The sequence below is a fragment of the Paractinoplanes brasiliensis genome, from assembly GCF_004362215.1.
GTDB lineage: Bacteria > Actinomycetota > Actinomycetes > Mycobacteriales > Micromonosporaceae > Actinoplanes > Actinoplanes brasiliensis.
On the sequence record NZ_SNWR01000001.1, the window covers coordinates 6,304,291 to 6,322,355 of the forward strand.

The 18,065-nt window shown below is 71.1% G+C and carries 10 protein-coding genes; 2 read left to right on the top strand and 8 right to left on the bottom strand.

The features are described from left to right. Positions 1-70: 70 nt before the first annotated feature. The gene (locus tag C8E87_RS28635) at positions 71-2,827 is read right to left on the bottom strand and encodes a glycosyl hydrolase family 95 catalytic domain-containing protein (RefSeq protein ID WP_133875950.1); all 2,757 of its coding nucleotides are present in this window, start codon (positions 2,825-2,827) and stop codon (positions 71-73) included. 367 nt (positions 2,828-3,194) lie between these two features. Between C8E87_RS28635 and C8E87_RS28640 the strand changes: the two genes are divergently transcribed. Next, entirely contained in the window at positions 3,195-5,618 is a 2,424-nt protein-coding gene (locus tag C8E87_RS28640; protein ID WP_133875951.1) for a ricin-type beta-trefoil lectin domain protein, read from the top strand. Positions 5,619-5,958: 340 nt separating this feature from the next. On the opposite strand, the gene C8E87_RS46695 is transcribed toward C8E87_RS28640, so the two are convergent. The 4 genes from C8E87_RS46695 to C8E87_RS28660 form a co-directional block, all read right to left on the bottom strand. Then, on the bottom strand, positions 5,959-8,658 hold the full coding sequence (locus C8E87_RS46695) for an ATP-binding protein (RefSeq protein WP_133875952.1): 2,700 nt from the start codon (positions 8,656-8,658) through the stop codon (positions 5,959-5,961). A gap of 90 nt (positions 8,659-8,748) precedes the next feature. Next, entirely contained in the window at positions 8,749-9,954 is a 1,206-nt protein-coding gene (locus C8E87_RS28650; RefSeq protein WP_166661271.1) for a cytochrome P450, read from the bottom strand. Positions 9,955-10,072: 118 nt separating this feature from the next. After that, positions 10,073-12,502, bottom strand: a complete 2,430-nt coding sequence (locus C8E87_RS28655) for a cation-translocating P-type ATPase (protein WP_239080697.1) — start codon at positions 12,500-12,502, stop codon at positions 10,073-10,075. Beyond that, the gene (locus C8E87_RS28660; protein WP_133875954.1) at positions 12,499-13,392 is read right to left on the bottom strand and encodes an AfsR/SARP family transcriptional regulator; all 894 of its coding nucleotides are present in this window, start codon (positions 13,390-13,392) and stop codon (positions 12,499-12,501) included. The genes C8E87_RS28655 and C8E87_RS28660 overlap by 4 nt, the downstream gene beginning before the upstream one ends. A gap of 159 nt (positions 13,393-13,551) precedes the next feature. Between C8E87_RS28660 and C8E87_RS28665 the strand changes: the two genes are divergently transcribed. Next, the gene (locus tag C8E87_RS28665) at positions 13,552-14,028 is read left to right on the top strand and encodes a phospholipase (RefSeq protein ID WP_239080696.1); all 477 of its coding nucleotides are present in this window, start codon (positions 13,552-13,554) and stop codon (positions 14,026-14,028) included. Between the two features lie 105 nt (positions 14,029-14,133). Here the strand turns inward: C8E87_RS28665 and panD are convergent, their stop codons facing one another. Genes panD through C8E87_RS28680 form a run of 3 tightly spaced genes read right to left on the bottom strand, consistent with a single transcriptional unit; the run spans position 14,134 to position 18,062 of the window. Then, the gene (panD, locus tag C8E87_RS28670) at positions 14,134-14,562 is read right to left on the bottom strand and encodes an aspartate 1-decarboxylase (protein ID WP_133875956.1); all 429 of its coding nucleotides are present in this window, start codon (positions 14,560-14,562) and stop codon (positions 14,134-14,136) included. Between the two features lie 39 nt (positions 14,563-14,601). After that, entirely contained in the window at positions 14,602-16,293 is a 1,692-nt protein-coding gene (locus C8E87_RS28675) for an acyl-CoA dehydrogenase family protein (RefSeq protein WP_133875957.1), read from the bottom strand. Beyond that, positions 16,290-18,062 carry a fatty acyl-AMP ligase gene (locus C8E87_RS28680; RefSeq protein WP_203721006.1) on the bottom strand — a complete coding sequence of 591 codons (1,773 nt, stop codon included), beginning with the start codon at positions 18,060-18,062 and terminating at the stop codon, positions 16,290-16,292. The genes C8E87_RS28675 and C8E87_RS28680 overlap by 4 nt, the downstream gene beginning before the upstream one ends. Positions 18,063-18,065 lie beyond the last annotated feature (3 nt).

The following is an 18,065-nucleotide window of genomic DNA, read 5'->3' on the forward strand; positions in this document are numbered from 1 at the left end:
GGAAGGCGGGCGGCTGCCGCCGCTCGCCTTCCCCGCCCACGCTGACGCCACATCCACCTCGAACGGACCGTTACCGGGTGGTGCAGGTGATGCCGGTCGGCGGGTTGTTCGTTCCGGTCACCGAGGCGAGGAAGCCGAAGCTGGTGGAGCCGCGGGCCGGCAACGCGCCGTTGTGCGCCACGTTGGACACCGTCACGCCGGCCCCGCTCTGCGTGCGCGAGCCGTTCCAGACCTGGCTGATGACCTGACCGTTCGGGAACGTCCAGCTCACCGTCCACCCGTTGATCGGCGTGGACCCGGCCGTCACCGTCACCTCGGCCTGGAAGCCACCGGACCACGAGTTGGTGATGGCGTACGTGGCACTCGCGCCCGACGACGGTGGCGGGGTGGTCGCCGTGGGTGTCGGTGTCGCCGTCGTGCCGGGACGCGCGGTCCGGTAGGTGTGGCCGGCCCGGACCGCGAACTGCACGACGTCGGCCTCGGGACGTGTGGTGGCGGGAGTGCTGTCGTCCGTGAGGTCGGTCAGCACGTGGCTCGCCGTGAACAGCTGGGCCCGCAGCCGCAGGGTGCCGTCGCGGTCGGCCCGGATGACGAACTCGTCGGCCCGGCCGGCGGTCCACGCCAGTGAGACGGTGTATCCGCCGCGCCCGCGCAGACCGGTGACCCGCCCGGCGGGCCAGGCGGAGGGGAGCGCGGGCAGCAGGTGCAGCTCGGCGTTGTGGCTCTGCAGCAGCATCTCGGTGATGCCGGAGGTGGCGCCGAAGTTGCCGTCGATCTGGAACGGCGGGTGCAGGTCGAACATGTTGGGCGCCAGCCGGTCGGTGCGCACCAGGTCGCGGTACAGCTTGTGGGCCCGCGCGCCGTCCTCCAGCCGGGCCCAGAAATTGATCTTCCAGGCCAGGGACCAGCCCGTGCCGTCGTCGCCGCGCAGTTCGAGGGTCCGGCGCGCGGCCTCGTACAACGTGGGCGTGCCGCGCTTGGTGATCTGGTTGCTGGGGTGCAGGCCGTAGAGGTGAGAGACGTGCCGGTGATTGCGCTCGGTCTCGACCCAGTCGGTCAGCCACTCCTGGATGTTCCCGCGGCTGCCCACGCGGGTGGGGGCCAACCGGTCGCGGGCCGCCCGCACCTGCCCGCGCAACGTGGTGTCTGTGTCCAGGGCCTCGCTCGCGCGGGCGCAGGCGTTGAACAGGTCGCGCAGGATCTGGTTGTCCATCGTGGGTCCGGCGCAGACGCTGGCGTCGGTGTGGTGAGCCAGTTCGGGGGAGTTCGACGGGTTGGTGACCAGGTAACCGCGGGCCGGGTCGGTCACCAGGGTGTCCAGGAAGAACTGGGCGGCGCCGCGCAGGGCCGGGTAGTTGGCCCGCAGGAACTCGAGGTCGCCGGTGAACTGGTAGTGGTCCCAGATCAAGGTGGCCAGCCAGGCGCCGCCGGTCGGCCACATACCCCAGAACGCGCCGTCGACAACCGAGGAACCGCGCCACACGTCGGTGTTGTGGTGCGCGACCCAGCCGCCCGCGCCGTACTGCACCTGAGCGGTGCGGGCGCCGGTCACCGTCAGGTCCCTGATCATGTCGAAGACCGGCGCGTGGCACTCCGCCAGGTTGGTCGTGCCGGCCGGCCAGTAGTTCATCGGCAGGTTGGCGTTCAGCGTGTACTTGGAGTCCCACTGCGGCGCCGTCTGGTCGTTCCAGATGCCCTGCAGGTTGGCCGGCTGGGTGCCCGGCCGCGACGAGGAGATCAGCAGGTACCGCCCGTACTGGAAGAGCAGCGCGGCGAAGTGCGGGTCGTTCTGTGAGGCGTGCTGAGCGATCCGTACGTCGGTGGTCTGGTCCGCCGCGGCGGTGCGGCCCAGATCGATCGTGACCCGGCCGAACAACGCCTGATAGTCGGCCACGTGCCGGCTGCGCAGCTGGTCGTACGCGACGGCGCGGGCGGCGTTGAGACGGTTCCGGGCGATGCCCTGGTAGTCGCCGTTCACCGTACGGTAGTTGACGAAGCTGGTGCCGATCGAGACGAGCAGGGTCACGCTGTCGGCGCCCGAGATCCGCAGCGTGCCGCCGGAGCTGGTGACCGAGCCGCCGGCGGCGACGGCGTGCGCCAGGCCGAGGAACCGGACGCTGCCGGTGACGCCCTCCATGTTGCCCGAGATGCCGTCCACGGCGATGGTGGCGCCGTCGGGGCTCGACATCGTGGTGCGTTGCGGGCTGTCGAAGGTGGCCGTGACGCTGACACCGCCGGCCCGGTCGGCGGTCAGCCGGACCACGATGACCTGGTCGGGCGCGCTGGCGAACACCTCACGCCGGTAGCGCACGCCGCCCAGCACGTAGCTCACGGAGGCGGTGGCCGTGCTGAGATCGAGCCTGCGGTCGTATTGCGACGCCGTGCCGGTCGGGAAGGCGAGCCGCAGGTTGCCCACGGTCTGATAGGCCAGCTGCCCGCCCGGGTTGCCCATCATCGTCTGGTTGATCAAGTTTTGGGCCTGGCCCCACTGATCCGCGAAGACCAGCCGCCGGATCTCGCCCAGGGCCGCCGCTCCCCGGGGGTTGCTCGAGTCGTACGGGCCGCCGGCCCAGACGGTGTCCTCGTTGAGCTGCAACCGCTCGGCGGCTACATTGCCGAAGACCATCGCGCCGAGGCGGCCGTTGCCGATCGGCAGGGCGCGCAGCCAGTCGGTGCCCGCCTCCTCGTCGTAGCGCAGCACCAGATCGTCGGCGGCCGCGGCAGCCGCGGCCGGTGCGCCTCCGGGAGGCCAGGCCTGGGGGACCAGGGCGGTGCCGACGCCGGCGGCTCCGGCGGCAAGAAGCTGCCGTCGTGTCACATTGCTCATGATGATCTCCCGATGTGCCGGCACAGGACGGCCACGCCTCATCGGGATGTTAACATTCACATACTGGAAATCAAGAAGGTCAATGCGTGGGTCGGATTGTTTCGCCGTTGTAGCGAATAAGTCCGCCGGAGAAAGTGTTACGTGCGAACCTTTGAGGCCGCCGCTCGGGGGATTTGGGCAGGACTTTGTGAGTCTATGACCGATTTGCGGACGCTGGCAATCCCCAAGCGGGGGCTCCCGGAGACATCGATGCTCGTCATTGACGGCGAATTTTGGTTATCGCTAACTTCGCGATGTGTTTCAGCGGAAACAACCTGCACATCGGCAGAATTCGCGCACCGGCCTTTGGCGAAAGGGAATCGAGCTCATGACGACACGAGCCGACCGGCCCGACCACCGACTTCTTCGCCGCCGAGGGCGATCCCGCGGCTGGACCGGCGCAGCGGCCCTGCTGCTCGCCCTCACCGGCTCGGTGGTCGTGAGCCCGGCGCCGGCGCAGGCCGCGACCGCCATCACGATCAACGGCTCGTCGGGCGGGCGGGTGTTCGACGGGGTCGGCGCGATCAGCGGCGGTGGCGGCAACAGCCGGCTGCTCATCGACTATCCGGAGCCGCAGCGCAGCGACATCCTCGACTACCTGTTCAAACCCGGATACGGCGCGGCCATGCAGATCATGAAGGTGGAGATCGGCGGGGACACGAACTCCACCTCCGGCGCCGAGCCGAGCCACCAGCACAGCCGCGGCGCTGTCGACTGCAACCGCGGGTACGAGTGGTGGATGATGGCCCAGGCCAAGGCCCGCAACCCGGACATCAAGCTGGTCGGGCTGGCGTGGGGCGCCCCCGGTTGGATCGGCAACGGCAACTTCTGGTCGAACGACTCGATCGACTACCTGATCGCCTGGCTCGGCTGCGCGACCTCGCACGGCCTGACGATCGACTATCTCGGCGGCTGGAACGAGCGGGGCCGCGACCTCAACTGGTACAAGAACCTGCGTACGGCGCTCAACTCGCGCGGATACGCCGGTGTGCGGATCGTGGCCTCGGACGACTTCGGCTGGGGCTCGGCCGACGACGCGCTTCGCGACCCCGCGTTCGGAGCGGCCGTCTCGGTGTACGGCAGCCACTACGTCTGCGGCTATCGCAGCGCGCAGACCAACTGCCCCAGTTCGGCCAACGCGGTCAACTCGGGCAAGACGCTGTGGGCCAGCGAGAACGGCTCGGACGACTACAACGGCGGCGCGCCGGCACTGGCCCGCGGCATCAACCGCGACTACATCGACGGCCGGATGACCGCGTACCTGAACTGGCCGGTCCTCGCCGCGGTCACCCCGAACGTCCCCTGGTCGACCACGGGAGTGGCGGTGGCGCCGCAACCCTGGTCGGGCTACTACTCGATCGGCCGCAGTGCCTGGGTCATGGCGCACACGACCCAGTTCACCGCCCCGGGGTGGCGCTACCTGGACAGCTCCAGCGGCTACCTCGGCGGCAATCGCAACAACGGCAGCTACGTCTCGCTGACATCGCCGGGCAACCGCGACTACAGCACGATCATCGAGACGATGGACGCGGGATCGGCCCAGGACCTGCAGTTCAGCGTCACCGGTGGGCTGTCGGCCGGGACCCTGCACGTGTTCTCCACCAACGTCCGGTCGAGCAACCCGGCCGACCATTTCGTACGGCGGGCCGACATCACGCCGTCGAACGGCTCCTTCTCGCTGACGGTGCAGCCCGGCTACGTCTACAGCCTCACGACCACCACCGGGCAGGGCAAGGGAGCGGCGACCAGCCCGGCCCAGGGCGCCCTCGCGTTGCCCTACGGTGACGACTTCGATGCCTACCAGACCGGGCGCGAGGCCAAGTATCTGTCGGACCACCAGGGTTCGTTCGAGGTGACCGGGTGCGCGGGCGGCCGTACCGGCCAATGCGTACGTCAGATGTCGGAGCAGGCGCCGATCTTCTGGACCTCCGGCCACGCCGAGCCGTTCACCCTGCTCGGCGACGTGAACTGGCGCAACTACACCGTCTCCTCCGATGTGCTGCTGGAGAAGAGCGGCTACGTCCAGCTCGTGGGGCGGGCCGGCAACTACAACCACGACGGCCCGCAGAACCTCAACGCCTACTACCTGCGGGTGGCCGACAACGGGTCATGGTCCATCCGCAGCAACGACACCAGCGGCAACCAGCGGACCCTGGCCGGTGGCACCACGGCGGCCCTGGGCACGGGCCGCTGGCACAAACTGGCGCTCACCCTCAACGGCGCCACCCTGACCGCAGCCGTCGACGGCGTCACGGTCGGCAGCGCCACGGACTCCGCGTGGGTCGCGGGACAGGTCGGCTACGCCACCGGGCAGGGCGTGACGGCCCAGTTCGACAACCTGACCATCACCCCGCTCGGCACCCAGCCCGGACCCACCGGCGAGATCCGCGGCGCGGGCTCGAACCGCTGCCTCGACGTCAACGCGCAGAGCCAGGCCGACGGCGCGGTCGTGCAGATCTGGGACTGCAACGGCGGCACGAACCAGCGCTGGACTGCCACCTCGACCAGCCAACTGACCGTGTACGGCAACAAGTGCCTGGACGCCCCGGGGACAACCGCCGGCACGCGGGTCCAGATCTACACCTGCAACGGCGGCGCCAACCAGCAGTGGCGGATCAACGCCGACGGCACCATCACCGGCGTGCAGTCGGGGCTGTGCCTGGACGTCACCGGTCAGGGGACGGCCAACGGCACGGCTGTCGCCCTGTGGTCGTGCAACGGCGGCAGCAACCAGCGATGGACCCGGTCGTGACCGGCCGGGGGCGGAGCCGAAGGGCGAGCGCTGACACCGAAAGCGTGACTCGAACGTGCGGGCGCCGCCCCCGGGTCACACTTCGAGGCCGTCGTACATGTCGGCGAGGGTGAGAAACGGTCGGAGTTGGTCGGGTTCCGCCGTTCGGGCCGGTCGCACCGCGATGATCTCTGTGGTGGGGCGGGAGCGGGTGGCCGAACGGGGGAGCGATGGCGCACGGGGTCGCGAAACTGTGCCGTCGTCGTTGGGCTGCTTGTTCCGCTTCACCGGCTGCGCCGGCACGGCAGGCGCTCCACCGGCTGCAGAGGCGGGAGCTTCACCGGGTGTGAAGGCAGCAGCTCTACCGCTCCGCCAGAAGGAGGCGGAGGCCGTCGGCCTCGTACATGCCGTTCTCGGTGTAGAGGCGCAGCGCCCGCTCGAAGAACCCGCGGGCGGAGGCGCGATCGCCCTGCTGGTCGAGGGTGTGGCCGAGGCCCGTGAACGCCCGGGCCCGCTGCTCGGTCATGCCGTCATCACCGGTGACGGTCAGGGCCGCCTCGAAGTGGGCGATCGACGCCTCCAGCCGACCGGCCGCGCGGGTCGCCTCGCCGAGGCCGTTGAGGATGTCGGCCTCCGAGACGCGGTCGCCCACGTCCCGCTTGATCGCCAGGGCCTGTTCGTGACAGTCGATGGCCCGTACGGGGTCACCGAGGCGGGTGTGGACCAGCCCGAGGGCGTCGAGGGCATCGGCCTCGAAGGTGCGGTTGCCGAGCCGCCGGCTCAACGCCAGCGCCTCGCGCCCGTGCTTCAGGGCGTCGTCGAGCCGGCCGCACCGCGTTTCGAGGGTGGCCATGTTGCTCAGGGCCTTGGCGGCGCTGTCGAGGTCGCCGACCTCCCGGTGGAGCGCGAGCGCCCGGGTGAGGTAGTTGATCGCCGCGTCGAAACGGCCGAGCGTGCCCTCGTTGTAGCCGAGGTTGTGCAGGGCCCGGCCCTCACCGATCCGGTCGTCGGCTTCGAGGTAGAGCGCGTGCGCCTTCTCGTAGTGCACCTTCGACGCCGCGGGACCGCGGTGGTAGAACTCGAGGTTGGCCCGGTTGATCACCGCGTGGGCCTGACCACGGACGTCGTTGATGCCGCGGAACAGTTCGGCCGCCCGGTCGAGACGGTCGGCGGCGGGTTCGACCCGGCCGAGAAAGGTGTACGCGACACCCTGGGCGGACAGGGCTTTGGCTTCGGCGCGGGCGTCACCGGCCGCGCGGGCGGCCGCGGCGGCCCGCTCGTTGATGGCCAGCAGGTCGCGGTGGCTGGTGTAGAGCAGGTGGTAGAACAGCACCTCGGCCAGGCGGGTGGTGTGGGCCGGCCGGCCGTGGTCGGCGGCGTACGCGGCCACGACCATCAGCGTGGAGTGCTCGGCGCCCAGCCACGCCGATGCGGCATCCGGGCCGCTCAGCGCCGGTGCGGCCGTCGTGGTCGGCGGGGCCGCGGGCCGGCGGTCGGCGCCCGTGGGGTACAGGATCGTCATCGCGGTCACGGTGGTGGCCAGGTAGTGGTCGAGCAGACTGGTGAGGGCGGCCCGGCGTGCGGCGGGACGCTCGTGTTCGAGGGCGCGCTCGGCGGCGTGCAGACGGATCAGGTCGTGCTGGGTGTACCGGTCGTCGCCCGCGAGCGTGAGCAGGTGGTCGTCGTGCAGCTGCCGCAGCCCGGCGCGGACCGTCTCCACGTCATCGCCGGTCAGCGCGGCGGCCGCGTAGGCGTCGAAGTCCTCCGCCGGGTGCAGCGCCACCAGCCGGAGCAGACGTTGCCGCTCGGCGTCCAGGTTCTGGTAGGACCGGTCGAGGGCGAGGGCCACGCCGTCGTCCAGCCGCCCTGTCCGGCGGCGTTCGTCGAGCCGGTCGGCGTGGTCGGCCAGCGACCAGTCCGGTCTCGCCCGCACCTGCGCCGCGACCAGGCCCAGTGCGAGCGGCAGCCGTCCACACAGTTCCGTGATGCGGGCCGCGGCGTCCAGGTCGTCGCGGACGGCCGTGGCGCCGACCTCGTCGGTCAGCATGCGCAGCGCCTCGGGCTCGCCGAACACCTCCAGGCTCAGCGAGACGGCCGGGCGGAGCGCGTCGAGACTGCGACGGCTGGTGACCAGGACCGCGCAGCCCGGCGTGGCCGGCAGCAGGGGCCGCACCTGGTCGGCGTCGGCCGCGTTGTCCAGCACGATGAGCGTACGGGTGCCGGAAAGCCGCTCGTGGTAGAGCCGCCGGCAGGCCGCCAGGTCGTGCGGGATGTTCGAGCCGGGGACGCCGAGAAGCCGCAGGAAGCCGTCCAGCACTGCGACCGGGTCGGCGGGCGGGTGGCCCGGGTCAGGATCGAATCCGCGTAAACTGACGAAAAGAGTTCGGTCGTATCCGAGCAGATGCGCCGCCCGTACGGCCAATCGGGTTTTCCCGACCCCGGCCATGCCCTGGATCGCGGCGATCACGACCGGGCCGTTGGTGCTCAGCGCCTCCCGTAGCCGGCGCAATTCGTCCGTACGCCCGGTGAACAGCGCCGGCTCCGGCGGCAGGGTCGCGTGCACGCGTACCTGAGAGGCCGCCCACTGCTTGCCGTCGACGGCCTGCAGCGCCTGTTGCCATTGCGCAAGATAGCGGGGATCGGTGTGCAACACCTGGACGATCGCTGTGACCAGTTCCGTGTTGAGCCGGCGCCGTCCCGGCCGGAAGCAGTCGCCCACGGTGTTCCGGCCGACCCGCTCGCTACCCGGCCGGACGGCGTTGACCAGGGAGGTTATCCGCGCGTAGGACGGATTGCCGGCCCATTCCTTGAGCCGGCCGAGCCGCTCGGCCAGCTCGTCCATCGTCACCGCCACCCCAGGGTCGGGTGGCTGCCGCCCGCCGTCACGTGGCGCCTGCGCGGCCAAGGCCAGCCGCACGGCCCGGTGCAAGGTCGCCCGGCTCGGCAGGCGGGCGCCGCCGGCATTCGCCACCATCTCGCGGTGCAGCGCGGACACGTTGCCGCCCCAGTGTGCCAACCGCTCGAGCAATGCGGCATCGACGACGAACCCTTGGCGGTCCAACAGTGGCAGTCCCCTGATCGGCCTCTTCGGGCTACCACTATGCGGCACGGACGCCCATCGCGACAAAGCGGACGGGCGCGTTCGGGTGGATCAGGCGGCCGTGAAGGTTACCGGCAGGCGTTTGAGGAAGCGGAAGTTGACGCTCTCCAGCCAGTCCTGCTCGGTTTCCGCCAGACGCAGGTCACGGGTGCGGCGCAGCAGGGTGGTGAGGGCGATCTCGATCTCGGCCAGGGCCAGCGCGCCGCCGAGGCAGTAGTGGATCCCGTGGCCGAACGAGAGATGGTCGGCAGCACGACGGCGTAGGTCGAGGCGGTCGGGGTCGGGGTAGTGCAGCGGGTCGCGGTTGCCGGAGCCGAGCACCAGGGCGACGGATTCTCCCTCGGCGATGTGCCGGCCGCCGATCTCGAGGTCCTGCAGGGCCACCCGCGACGTGAACTGGACGGACGAGTCGTAGCGCAGCAGCTCGTGGGCGGCCCCGGCGCCCACGTCGGGGTCGTCGCGCAGCAGTCGCAGCTGGTCGGGGTGGTCGAGGAGGGCCAGGACGGCGTTGCCGATGAGATGGGTGGTGGTGGCCTGGCCCGCGTCGATGAGCAGCAGGAAGTTCGCGAAGACCTCGTCGTCGGTGTACTCGGCGCGATCGAGCCGGCCGGCGATCATCCGGCTGAACATGTCGTCGGCTGTGCCGGCTCGTCGCGCCGCGGCGCCGTGGTCGAACTCGGCGCGAAGTGCCTGGATCCGCGGCACCTCGGCCTGGGACTGGGTGAAGAACTCGTGCAGCAGGCCCTGCCAGTTCTCCAGCAGCGCTGTGCCGGGACCGTCCACGCCGGCCAGGCGGGCGATGACCGTCCGGCTGAGCGGCTCGGAGAAGTCGCGGATCACGTCCATCCGGCCGGTTGGCAGGACCCGGTCGAGCAACTCGTCTGCCACCGTCTGCACCAGCGGGCGCATCTCGCGGATGAACCGGGGGGTGAGGCCGGGCTTCATGAGGTTGCGCAGGCGGGTGTGCCGGGGCGGCTCGGTGAACAGCATCATGTCGGACAGCGCCTGTTTCAGCGGGGCCATGCCTGTGCGGGCGGTGGCGGGCAGCTGGTCGTAGAAGGACTGGATCCGCGCGCCGGAGAGCCGGTTGTCCCTCGACAGGGCCGAGATCTCGTCGTAGCCGAGCACCAGCCACGTCCGCATCCAGTCGTCCCACTGCACCGGCCCGGATTCGCGCAGCTGCCGGTAGAAGTCGTAGGGATCCGCAGCGTCCAGTTCGTAGAGCCGCAACAGGCTCACAGTGCCGACGTTGTCCACCCGGCCACCGAACCGGGCGCCGCTATATTTTGTCCCTGCTCGCCGTTCGTCCGGCGGCATAGAAAACCCGTAGCGGGATCCGCGACCGTCGAGGCCACGGATCCCGCCGGACGGGTCGTCACACTCCGGTGGGAACGGCGGCCTCCCGGCGCCGCAGCACGGCCCGCACCACTTCCAGGGCCCCCGCCGCGACGAGGGCGATGCCCGCCGCCGTCCACGGGCCGCGCAAGCCGATCAGCTCCAGCTGGAAGAACTCCTGCAGGAACGGCACGACCATCACCAGCGCGAACGCGCCGGCCATGCAGCCGACCAGGGCGAGCCGCCACCAGGTGTACGGCCGGGCGATGATCGCCAGTGCCCAGAGCGCGACCAGGAAGAGCGTCAGCGTGGCGCACGACGTCTCCGCGGCCAGGTTGCCGTCGTAGATGCCGCGGGCGACGAAGTAGGACGTGAGCGTCGCCCCGGCGCAGAGCACACCGGCGGGCGCCGCGAAGCGCAGCACGCGCCCGACGAAGTTGGGTCGCGCCCGCTCCGAGTTCGGGGCGAGGGCCAGGAAGAACGCCGGGATGCCGATGGTGAGCGAGCCGATGAGCGTGAGGTGCCGGGGCAGGAACGGGTAGGGCACCTGGGCCAGCACCACGACGATCGCCAGCAGCACCGAGTAGGCCGTCTTGGTCAGGAACAGGTTGGCCACCCGCTCGATGTTGCCGATCACCCGGCGTCCCTCGGCGACGACCGAGGGCAGGGCCGAGAAGTTGTTGTCCAGCAGCACGATCTGGGAGACCGCGCGGGCCGCCGGGCTGCCCGAGCCCATCGCGACACCGATGTCGGCGTCCTTGAGGGCCAGCACGTCGTTGACGCCGTCGCCGGTCATCGCCACGGTGTGCCCGCGCGCCTGCAACGCGCCGACGATCTCGCGCTTCTGCTGCGGTCCGACCCGGCCGAAGATGGTGTGGTCCTCGACGTAGCCGGCCAGGCGCTCGGGATCGTCCGGCAGGTTCCGGGCGTCGACCGGGTTGTCCGAGCCGGGCAGCCCCAGCGCCCGGGCGACGGCGCCGACCGAGCGGGCGTTGTCGCCCGAGATCACCTTGGTGGACACGCCCTGACCGGCGAAGTAGTCCAGCACCTCGGGCGCGTCCGACCGCAGCCGCTGCTTGATCACCACCAGGGCGGCGGGCACCACGGCCGAGCCGGGTTGCGTGGTCGACGGCGACCCGGCGCCACGCACCAGCAGGAGCACCCGCAGGCCCTCGGCGCCGTAGCCGTCCGCGGTCTGCAGCACCGGGTGGCCGGCCGGCAGGAGCGCGTCCGGCGCGCCCAGGATCCAGCTGCTCTCCTCGCCGGTGGGGGTGGCGAAGGTGGCGCCGCTCCAGCGCCGGGCGGAGGAGAACGGCACGGTCTCGCGGGTGACCCACCCGGCCGGCGCCGGGAACGCGTCCCGGATGGCGACCATGCTGGGGTTCGGCCGCTGGTCGGCGGCGCCGAGAGCGCCCAGCACGTCGGCGGCCGGCGCGTCCGGGTCGAGCACGTCGATGCTCTGCACGTCCATCGTCGTGTCGGTCAGCGTGCCGGTCTTGTCCAGGCACACCACGTCGACCCGGGCCAGGCCCTCGATGGCCGGGAGTTCCTGCACGAGGCACCGTTGCCGGCCGAGGCGGACGATGCCGACCGCGAACGCCACCGACGTCAGCAGGACGAGGCCCTCGGGCACCATCGGCACCAGGCCACCGACCATTCGCCGTACGGCCTCGGGCACGTCGTTGCGGTTGACCAGCAGCTGACTGATCACGAGCGCGATGCCGGCCGGGATGATCGCGTACGTGACGAACGTGAGGATCTTGTTGACGCCCTTGCGCAGTTCCGAGTCGACCAGGGTGAACCGGCGCGCCTCCTCGGCCAGCTGCGCGGCGTAGGCGGCCCGGCCCACCCGTGTGGTGCGGAACCGGCCGGCGCCGGCGACGACGAAGCTGCCCGACATGATCGGGTCGCCCGGCCGCTTGAGCACCGGGTCGGCCTCGCCGGTCAGCAGCGACTCGTCGATCTCGAGGTTGTCCGACACCAGCGCCTGGCCGTCGACCGGCACCCGGTCGCCCGGGCCCAGCTCGACGATGTCGTCGAGGACCAGCTCCGAGGCGCCCACCTGCACGGTGGCGCCGTCCCGGCGTACCTGGGGACGGGTCTCGCCGACGATGGCGAGCCGGTCGAGGGTGCGCTTGGCCCGCACCTCCTGGATGATGCCGATCAACGTGTTGGCGATGATCACGCCGCCGAAGAGGGCGTCCTGGATCGGTCCGACGATCAGGATCATGACGAACAGAACGCCGATGATGGCGTTGATCCGGGTCAGCAGGTTGGCCCGGACGATCTCGCCCATGCTGCGGCTGGAGCGCACCGGCACGTCGTTGACCTGGTTCGCGGCGACCCGCTCGGCCACCTCGGCGGCGCTCAGCCCGAGCTCCGGATCGGACAGCGGGCGCTGCCCTCCCGGTTCGTCCGGTGGCGCCACGCCCGAGCCGGGCGCGAGCGCGGGGTCAGCTGGCTTGTTCACGAAAGTTCTCCGATCGGGCCGGGGGTCGTCCGGGGCAGGGAACCACGTACGCGGTCGAGCACCGCGCCGGTCTGTGGGGGAAAAGCGCTATCCGCCCGTCTTGTCGGGTCTACTGAGGATAAGGGCTCGTCCCGCCGGAGGATCGCCAGGTGCAGCCGCTGCAACTCCGGCGAGATGTCGATGCCCAGCTCGCCGCGGAACGTCGCCTCGGCCTGGCGGTACGCGTCCAGCGCGGACGAGACGTCCCCGGTGAGATACAGCGCCGTCACGAGGTATTGCCAGCCCCGCTCGCGCAGCGGGTGGGCCGCCACCACGTCTCTGAGCTCCCGGACGACGGCGCCGCTCTCGCCGCAGGCGATCCGGGCCGCGATGAACTGCTCGCGCACCCCCATCCGCTGCTCGTTCAGCGCCTCCAGTCGAGACGTCAGCGACCTCGACCCCGAGACGTCCTCGCCGGCCGCGCCGCGCCAGTGCCGCAGGGCCGCGCCCAGCAGCGTGACGGCCCGGCCTGTCCGCCCCTGCCGCATCTCGGCGGCGCCGAGCGCGGCCAGCCGCTGGAAGTCGGTCACGTCCACGTCCTCGGGCGGCACCGACAGCAGGTAGGACGAGGACTGACCGGGTGCGCTGCCGCGCAAGGTCGTCAACGGTGATCCTTCGCCGGGGCCCGACCGCCGCAGGACGCGGCGCAGGGCGGTCACGTAGGTGCGCAGGTTCGCCGGCGCCGACGGTGGTGGAGTGTCCCAGAGCATGTCGATGAGAGCTTCCGTCTTGACCCGCCTCCTGCCCTCCAGCAGCAGGACGGCCGCCAGTGCCCGGACCCGGGGCGACGACACCGGTGCCGGACCGTCGTCGCCCAGGATCTCCAAGGGGCCCAGGATCTTGAACCTCATCGTGCTCCACCTCCGCCCCGCGCCGAGCGTGCCGCGAATATGCGTTCGCTGTGCCGGTCATCCGGATAGTGGAGTTCGTCGATTGATTTTCGTATCCGGAGGTAACGCATGCGCCGTCCAGGTCACCTTCTCTTGATCCTCGCGATCAGCATCGGTCTCGTGACCGGAAGCGCGGGCGCGGCCGTTGCCGCGGCGCCGACAAAGGCCGAAGTTCTGGCGAGCTGGACGCAGACGAGTGCGGCGAGCTACGCGAGCTGGAACTCCGCCCGGCAGAACCAGCAGGACTGGGCCCAGTACAGCTTCGACTGGTCCACCGACTACTGCACGACGAGCCCGGACAACCCGCTCGGGTTCAATTTCGAGCTGGCCTGTTACCGGCACGACTTCGGTTATCGCAACTACCGCGCGGCGGGACAGTTCGACGCGAACAAGGACCGCGTTGACAGCGCCTTCTACCAGGACCTTCAGCGCAGCTGCGACACGTACGGCAGCGTGGTCCGCCCCGCCTGCGACGCTCTGGCGTGGACCTATTACCAGGCGGTGCGGATCTTCGGGTTCCTGGTGGTGACCGACGCCGACATCGAACGGGCGAAGCGCATCAAGGAAGCCTCGGAACGGCAGGCCGCGAACCGCTGACGCAAGGGGTTCGGCCATGGCGCCGCCGGGAGGAACACCTCTCCCGGCGGCGCCGCTCGTCAGCGCGTACGGTGGAATTTCGGTTTCCTTACCGAGGTGAGCGGGTCAGCCGGCGGCGGCCGTGAGGTTGCCCGGGACGGCCTGGGCTGCCATGCCGGGCACCACGGCGGCCGGGTCGGCGCCGAGTTCCAGGATGCGGTTCTTGGCGTCGACGTGAACGACGCGCGGTTCATAGGTGCGGGCCTCGGCATCGCTGAGCGCAAGGTACGAAATGATGATGACGAGGTGACCGGGGTGGACCAGATGTGCGGCCGCACCGTTGATGCCGATGACCCCGCTGCCGGCCTCGCCGGGGATGGTGTACGTCTCCAGGCGAGCCCCGTTGGTGATGTCGACGATGTGGACCAGTTCCCCGGGCAGCAGGTCGGCTGCCTCGAGCAGGTCGGTGTCGATGGTGACCGAACCGACGTAGTGCAGGTCGGCCTGGGTCACGGTGGCGCGGTGGATTTTCGACTTGAGCATCGTCCGGAACATCGGGTCCTCTTCACGAAGTAGGCGGATCAGCGGGAAAGCTCAGATCTCGGTGAGCAGGGACGGGTGGGTGACGCCACCGGCGAGCACCAGGTCGGCAAGGTCGTCGAAGGCCTCGTCGTCAACTCCGGCCGCGCCGAGGCCGTCGAGGGCCAGGGCCAGGCAGGCGCGCGCCCACAGCGCGGACCGCCACAGCGCCTGGTCGTGCCGGCGGGGATTGCGGAGCCAGACCAGAAGGGCGGCCGCGCCGGCGAAGACCAGTTCGTAGCGCTCGGCGAGCCGGAAGGCGGCGGTGGCCGTGTCGCGGGCCCGCGGCTTGTACCGTCGCAGCTCCTCGTGCAGGGCGTCGGCCACGTCGACCAGCCTTTCGGCTGCCGCCGCCAGCGCGGGTGGCGCTCCGGCCGCCGCCTCGGGCAGTGCTCGCACCACGGCACACCCCTCCCGCGACGTCAGCCGCAGACGCTTCGGGTCGAGGGCGGGCAGAGGCAGGCCGAGGTCGGCGGCGAGGGGCGGCGAAGCGAGCTGAGGCCAGCCGTAGGTGCGGGCCAGGACGGGGAACTGGCTGATCAGCGCATGGCGGTTGACCGGCGTGCTGCCGTCGAAGATGGCCACGATCTGGTGGTCGCGTTCGAGCTTCTGCATGGCGCCGTGGGCGTACTCCTCGGTGAGGAAGCCACGGGTGCCGAGCAGTTCGGCCCCCTCGTCGAGGACCTGCTGCACCACGCTCGGCACGAACGCCTTGGCGATCGCGGAGACCACGCTTTGCTCCTCGGGGGCGGTGTGCACGGACCGCAGCGCGACGGTGGCGGTGGCCTCGGCGAGCAGCAACCCGGCCGCCATCCGCCCGACACCGCGACGGACCACGGGCAGACCGGCGAGGCGCCGGCCGTAGAGCGCTCGTTCGTGGACGAAGCCGGTCACCAGCGGCAGGGCGTGGTCGGCCGCGCCCAGCGACAAGGCGGTGCACGTCGTACGGGTCAGCTGCAGGCCCTTCAGCACAGTCTCGACGCCGCCGCCCACGCTGCCGACCAGCGCCCCGGCGTCGACCTCGGCCCCGTCGAGCCGGAACCCGCTGATGTCGGCGCCCCGGATGCCATGGGTGCGGACCTTCGGCGCGTACGTGATGGACCCGGCGTCCAGCCGGCGCTTGTCGACCAGGAACAGGCTGAACCCACGGGGGCCGCCGTCCGGGTCGGTGCGGGCGAGCACGCACACCTGATCGCCCCGGGTCGCGTTGTTGATGAGCCATTTGTCGCCGTCGAGGCGCCACCGCCCGTCGGCCGTGGCGACCGCGCTCAGCTCACCGGCCAGCAGGTCGCTGCCGTGGTTGCGTTCGCTGAGGCCCCACGAGACGACCGCCCCGTTGCCGACCTCTGCGCCCAGACGCGAGGCCTGCTCGTCCGTCCCGCTCACCCACACCGACACGGCCCCGAGGAAGGTCTTGCCGTGGGCGATGGCGACGGTCAGGTCACGGGCGGCGACCAGGCGCAGGAGCCCGGCCAGCTCGCCGATCTCGGCCAGCGACCCACCGTGCGCGACCGGCACGTAATGCCGGGCCAGGCCGAACTCGTCGAGCGCGGCGCAGGCGGCGGCCGGGAACTCGGACCGGCTGTCCAACTCGGCCAGGACCGCCGGGTCGAACCCGCCGCCCGGAGCGGCCCAGGTCGTCAGCGCGGCCTCGAGCCGGGCGAGGTCGGGATGCGTGGGCGGGGTGACCGCCGTCGGCGCGTTCACGGGGCCGGCACCAGGTCGTCGTGGTCCAGGTGCAGCGCGGTCAGCTGCCGCTGGAGGAACAGGTCGCGCATCTCGGTACGTTTGATCTTGCCGCTGGTGGTGCGCCGGATGCCGCCGCGGCGCAGCAGCGCGACGCCGCCGAGCCTGGTCCCGAACTCGCGGGCCACCGTCTGCCGCATGCCCTGGGCGAGGTCGGCCAGGTCCTCGGGGACCAGCCGGCCCCGGATCTCGTGGGCCACCACCAGCACGTCGTTGCCGGTGCGCCCGTGCGGCACCGCGAACACGGCCCCCACGCAGCCGTCCAGCTGCCGATGCTGCATCCGCAACTCGTGCTCGATGTCCTGCGGGTAGAGGTTGCGGCCCCGGATGATCAGTGTCTCCTTGATCCGGCCGGTCACGTACAGCTCGCCGTCGTGCAGGGCGCCCAGGTCACCGGTGCGCAGGAAGCCGTCCTCGCCGCCCGCCGTGCGCTGGTGGAAGGTCTCCGCGGTGGCGGCCGGATGCTCCCAGTAACCGGGGCTGATGCTCTCGCCGCGCAGCCAGATCTCGCCCACCTCGCCCTCGGGGAGCACTCGCCGCGACCGCGGGTCGACGATGCGGATGTCCAGGTGCGGGGTGTAGCCGCAGCTGACCAGCTCACGGGCCGGGGCGCCCGGCTTCGCCTCGGTGAGGCGGTGGGACTCGAGCCGCGCCGGATCGACCCGTCGCACCTTCGGCCGCCGGTGCGGCGCGGCGGAGACGAACACCGTGGCCTCGGCCATCCCGTACGCCGGCACCACCGTACGGGGGTCCAGCCCGGCCGGTGCGAAACGCCGGCGGAAGGCGTCCAGGACCTCGGCCCGTACGGGCTCGGAACCGTTGATGGTGTGCTTCCAGCCGGACAGGTCGAGCTTGGCGATCTGCTCGTCGGAGACCCGCCGCACGCACAGGTCGTAGGCGAAGTTGGGCGCCGCGGTGAAGTTGAGTCCCAGTTCGCTGACCATCTGCAGCCACAGGTGCGGCCGTTTCAGGAAGCTCGACGCGCTCATCAGCATGGTCGGCAGCCGCATCGCCAGCTGGGGGAGGATCAGGCCCATCAGGCCCATGTCGTGGTAGTTCGGGATCCAGGCGCCGCAGCGGGTGTCCGGCCCCAGGCCGAAGGCCTTGCGGTGGCTATCGGCGTTGTGCAGCAGGTTGCCGTGGGTGATCTGCACGCCCTTGGGATCGGACGTCGAGCCCGAGGTGTACTGCAGGACCGCGAGGGTGTCGCGATCGGCCGCCACGATCCGGCAGGCGCCGGGATCGGCGGGCACCTCGGCGTCGGTGGCCAGCACGGCGGCGTCCGGCAGAGTGCCCTCGGCCCAGGCGGCCACCGGCTCGTGGCTCGCCGCGTCGGTGAGGACGAAGGCCGCGCGTGAGTTGCGGGCGATCGCCGCGGCGCGCCGCTGCTCGTGCTGGTACGCGCCGGGCACCGGGGCCGGCAGCGCGACCATGCCGGCGTACAGGCAGCCGACCAGGGCGGCGACGAACTCGGGGCCGTTGGGATAGAACAGCAGTACCCGGTCGCCGGCGGCCCCGCGGTGCTGCAGCCAGGCCCCGATCCGCCGGGCGTGCTCGTCCAGGACGGCGTACGACCACCACGTCACCCCGTCCGGCTCGCCGGGGTCGGTGACCAGAGCCACCGCGTCGCGGGTGGGGCACGAACGTACGTGCTCCCGCAGCAACGCCGTGATGCTTGCCGCACCGGCCAGGTCGATGGGGGGAAACGGCTCGGCGTTCATGTCCTGCATGCT

What these genes read in the sequence shown, in the direction of transcription:
- C8E87_RS28660 (WP_133875954.1), bottom strand. Translation starts at nt 13,392, where the DNA reads ATGAGGTTCAAGATCCTGGGCCCCTTGGAGATCCTGGGCGACGACGGT.
- C8E87_RS28680 (WP_203721006.1), bottom strand. Translation starts at nt 18,062, where the DNA reads ATGCAGGACATGAACGCCGAGCCGTTTCCCCCCATCGACCTGGCCGGT.
- C8E87_RS28640 (WP_133875951.1), top strand. Translation starts at nt 3,195, where the DNA reads ATGACGACACGAGCCGACCGGCCCGACCACCGACTTCTTCGCCGCCGA.
- panD (WP_133875956.1), bottom strand. Translation starts at nt 14,562, where the DNA reads ATGTTCCGGACGATGCTCAAGTCGAAAATCCACCGCGCCACCGTGACC.
- C8E87_RS28635 (WP_133875950.1), bottom strand. Translation starts at nt 2,827, where the DNA reads ATGAGCAATGTGACACGACGGCAGCTTCTTGCCGCCGGAGCCGCCGGC.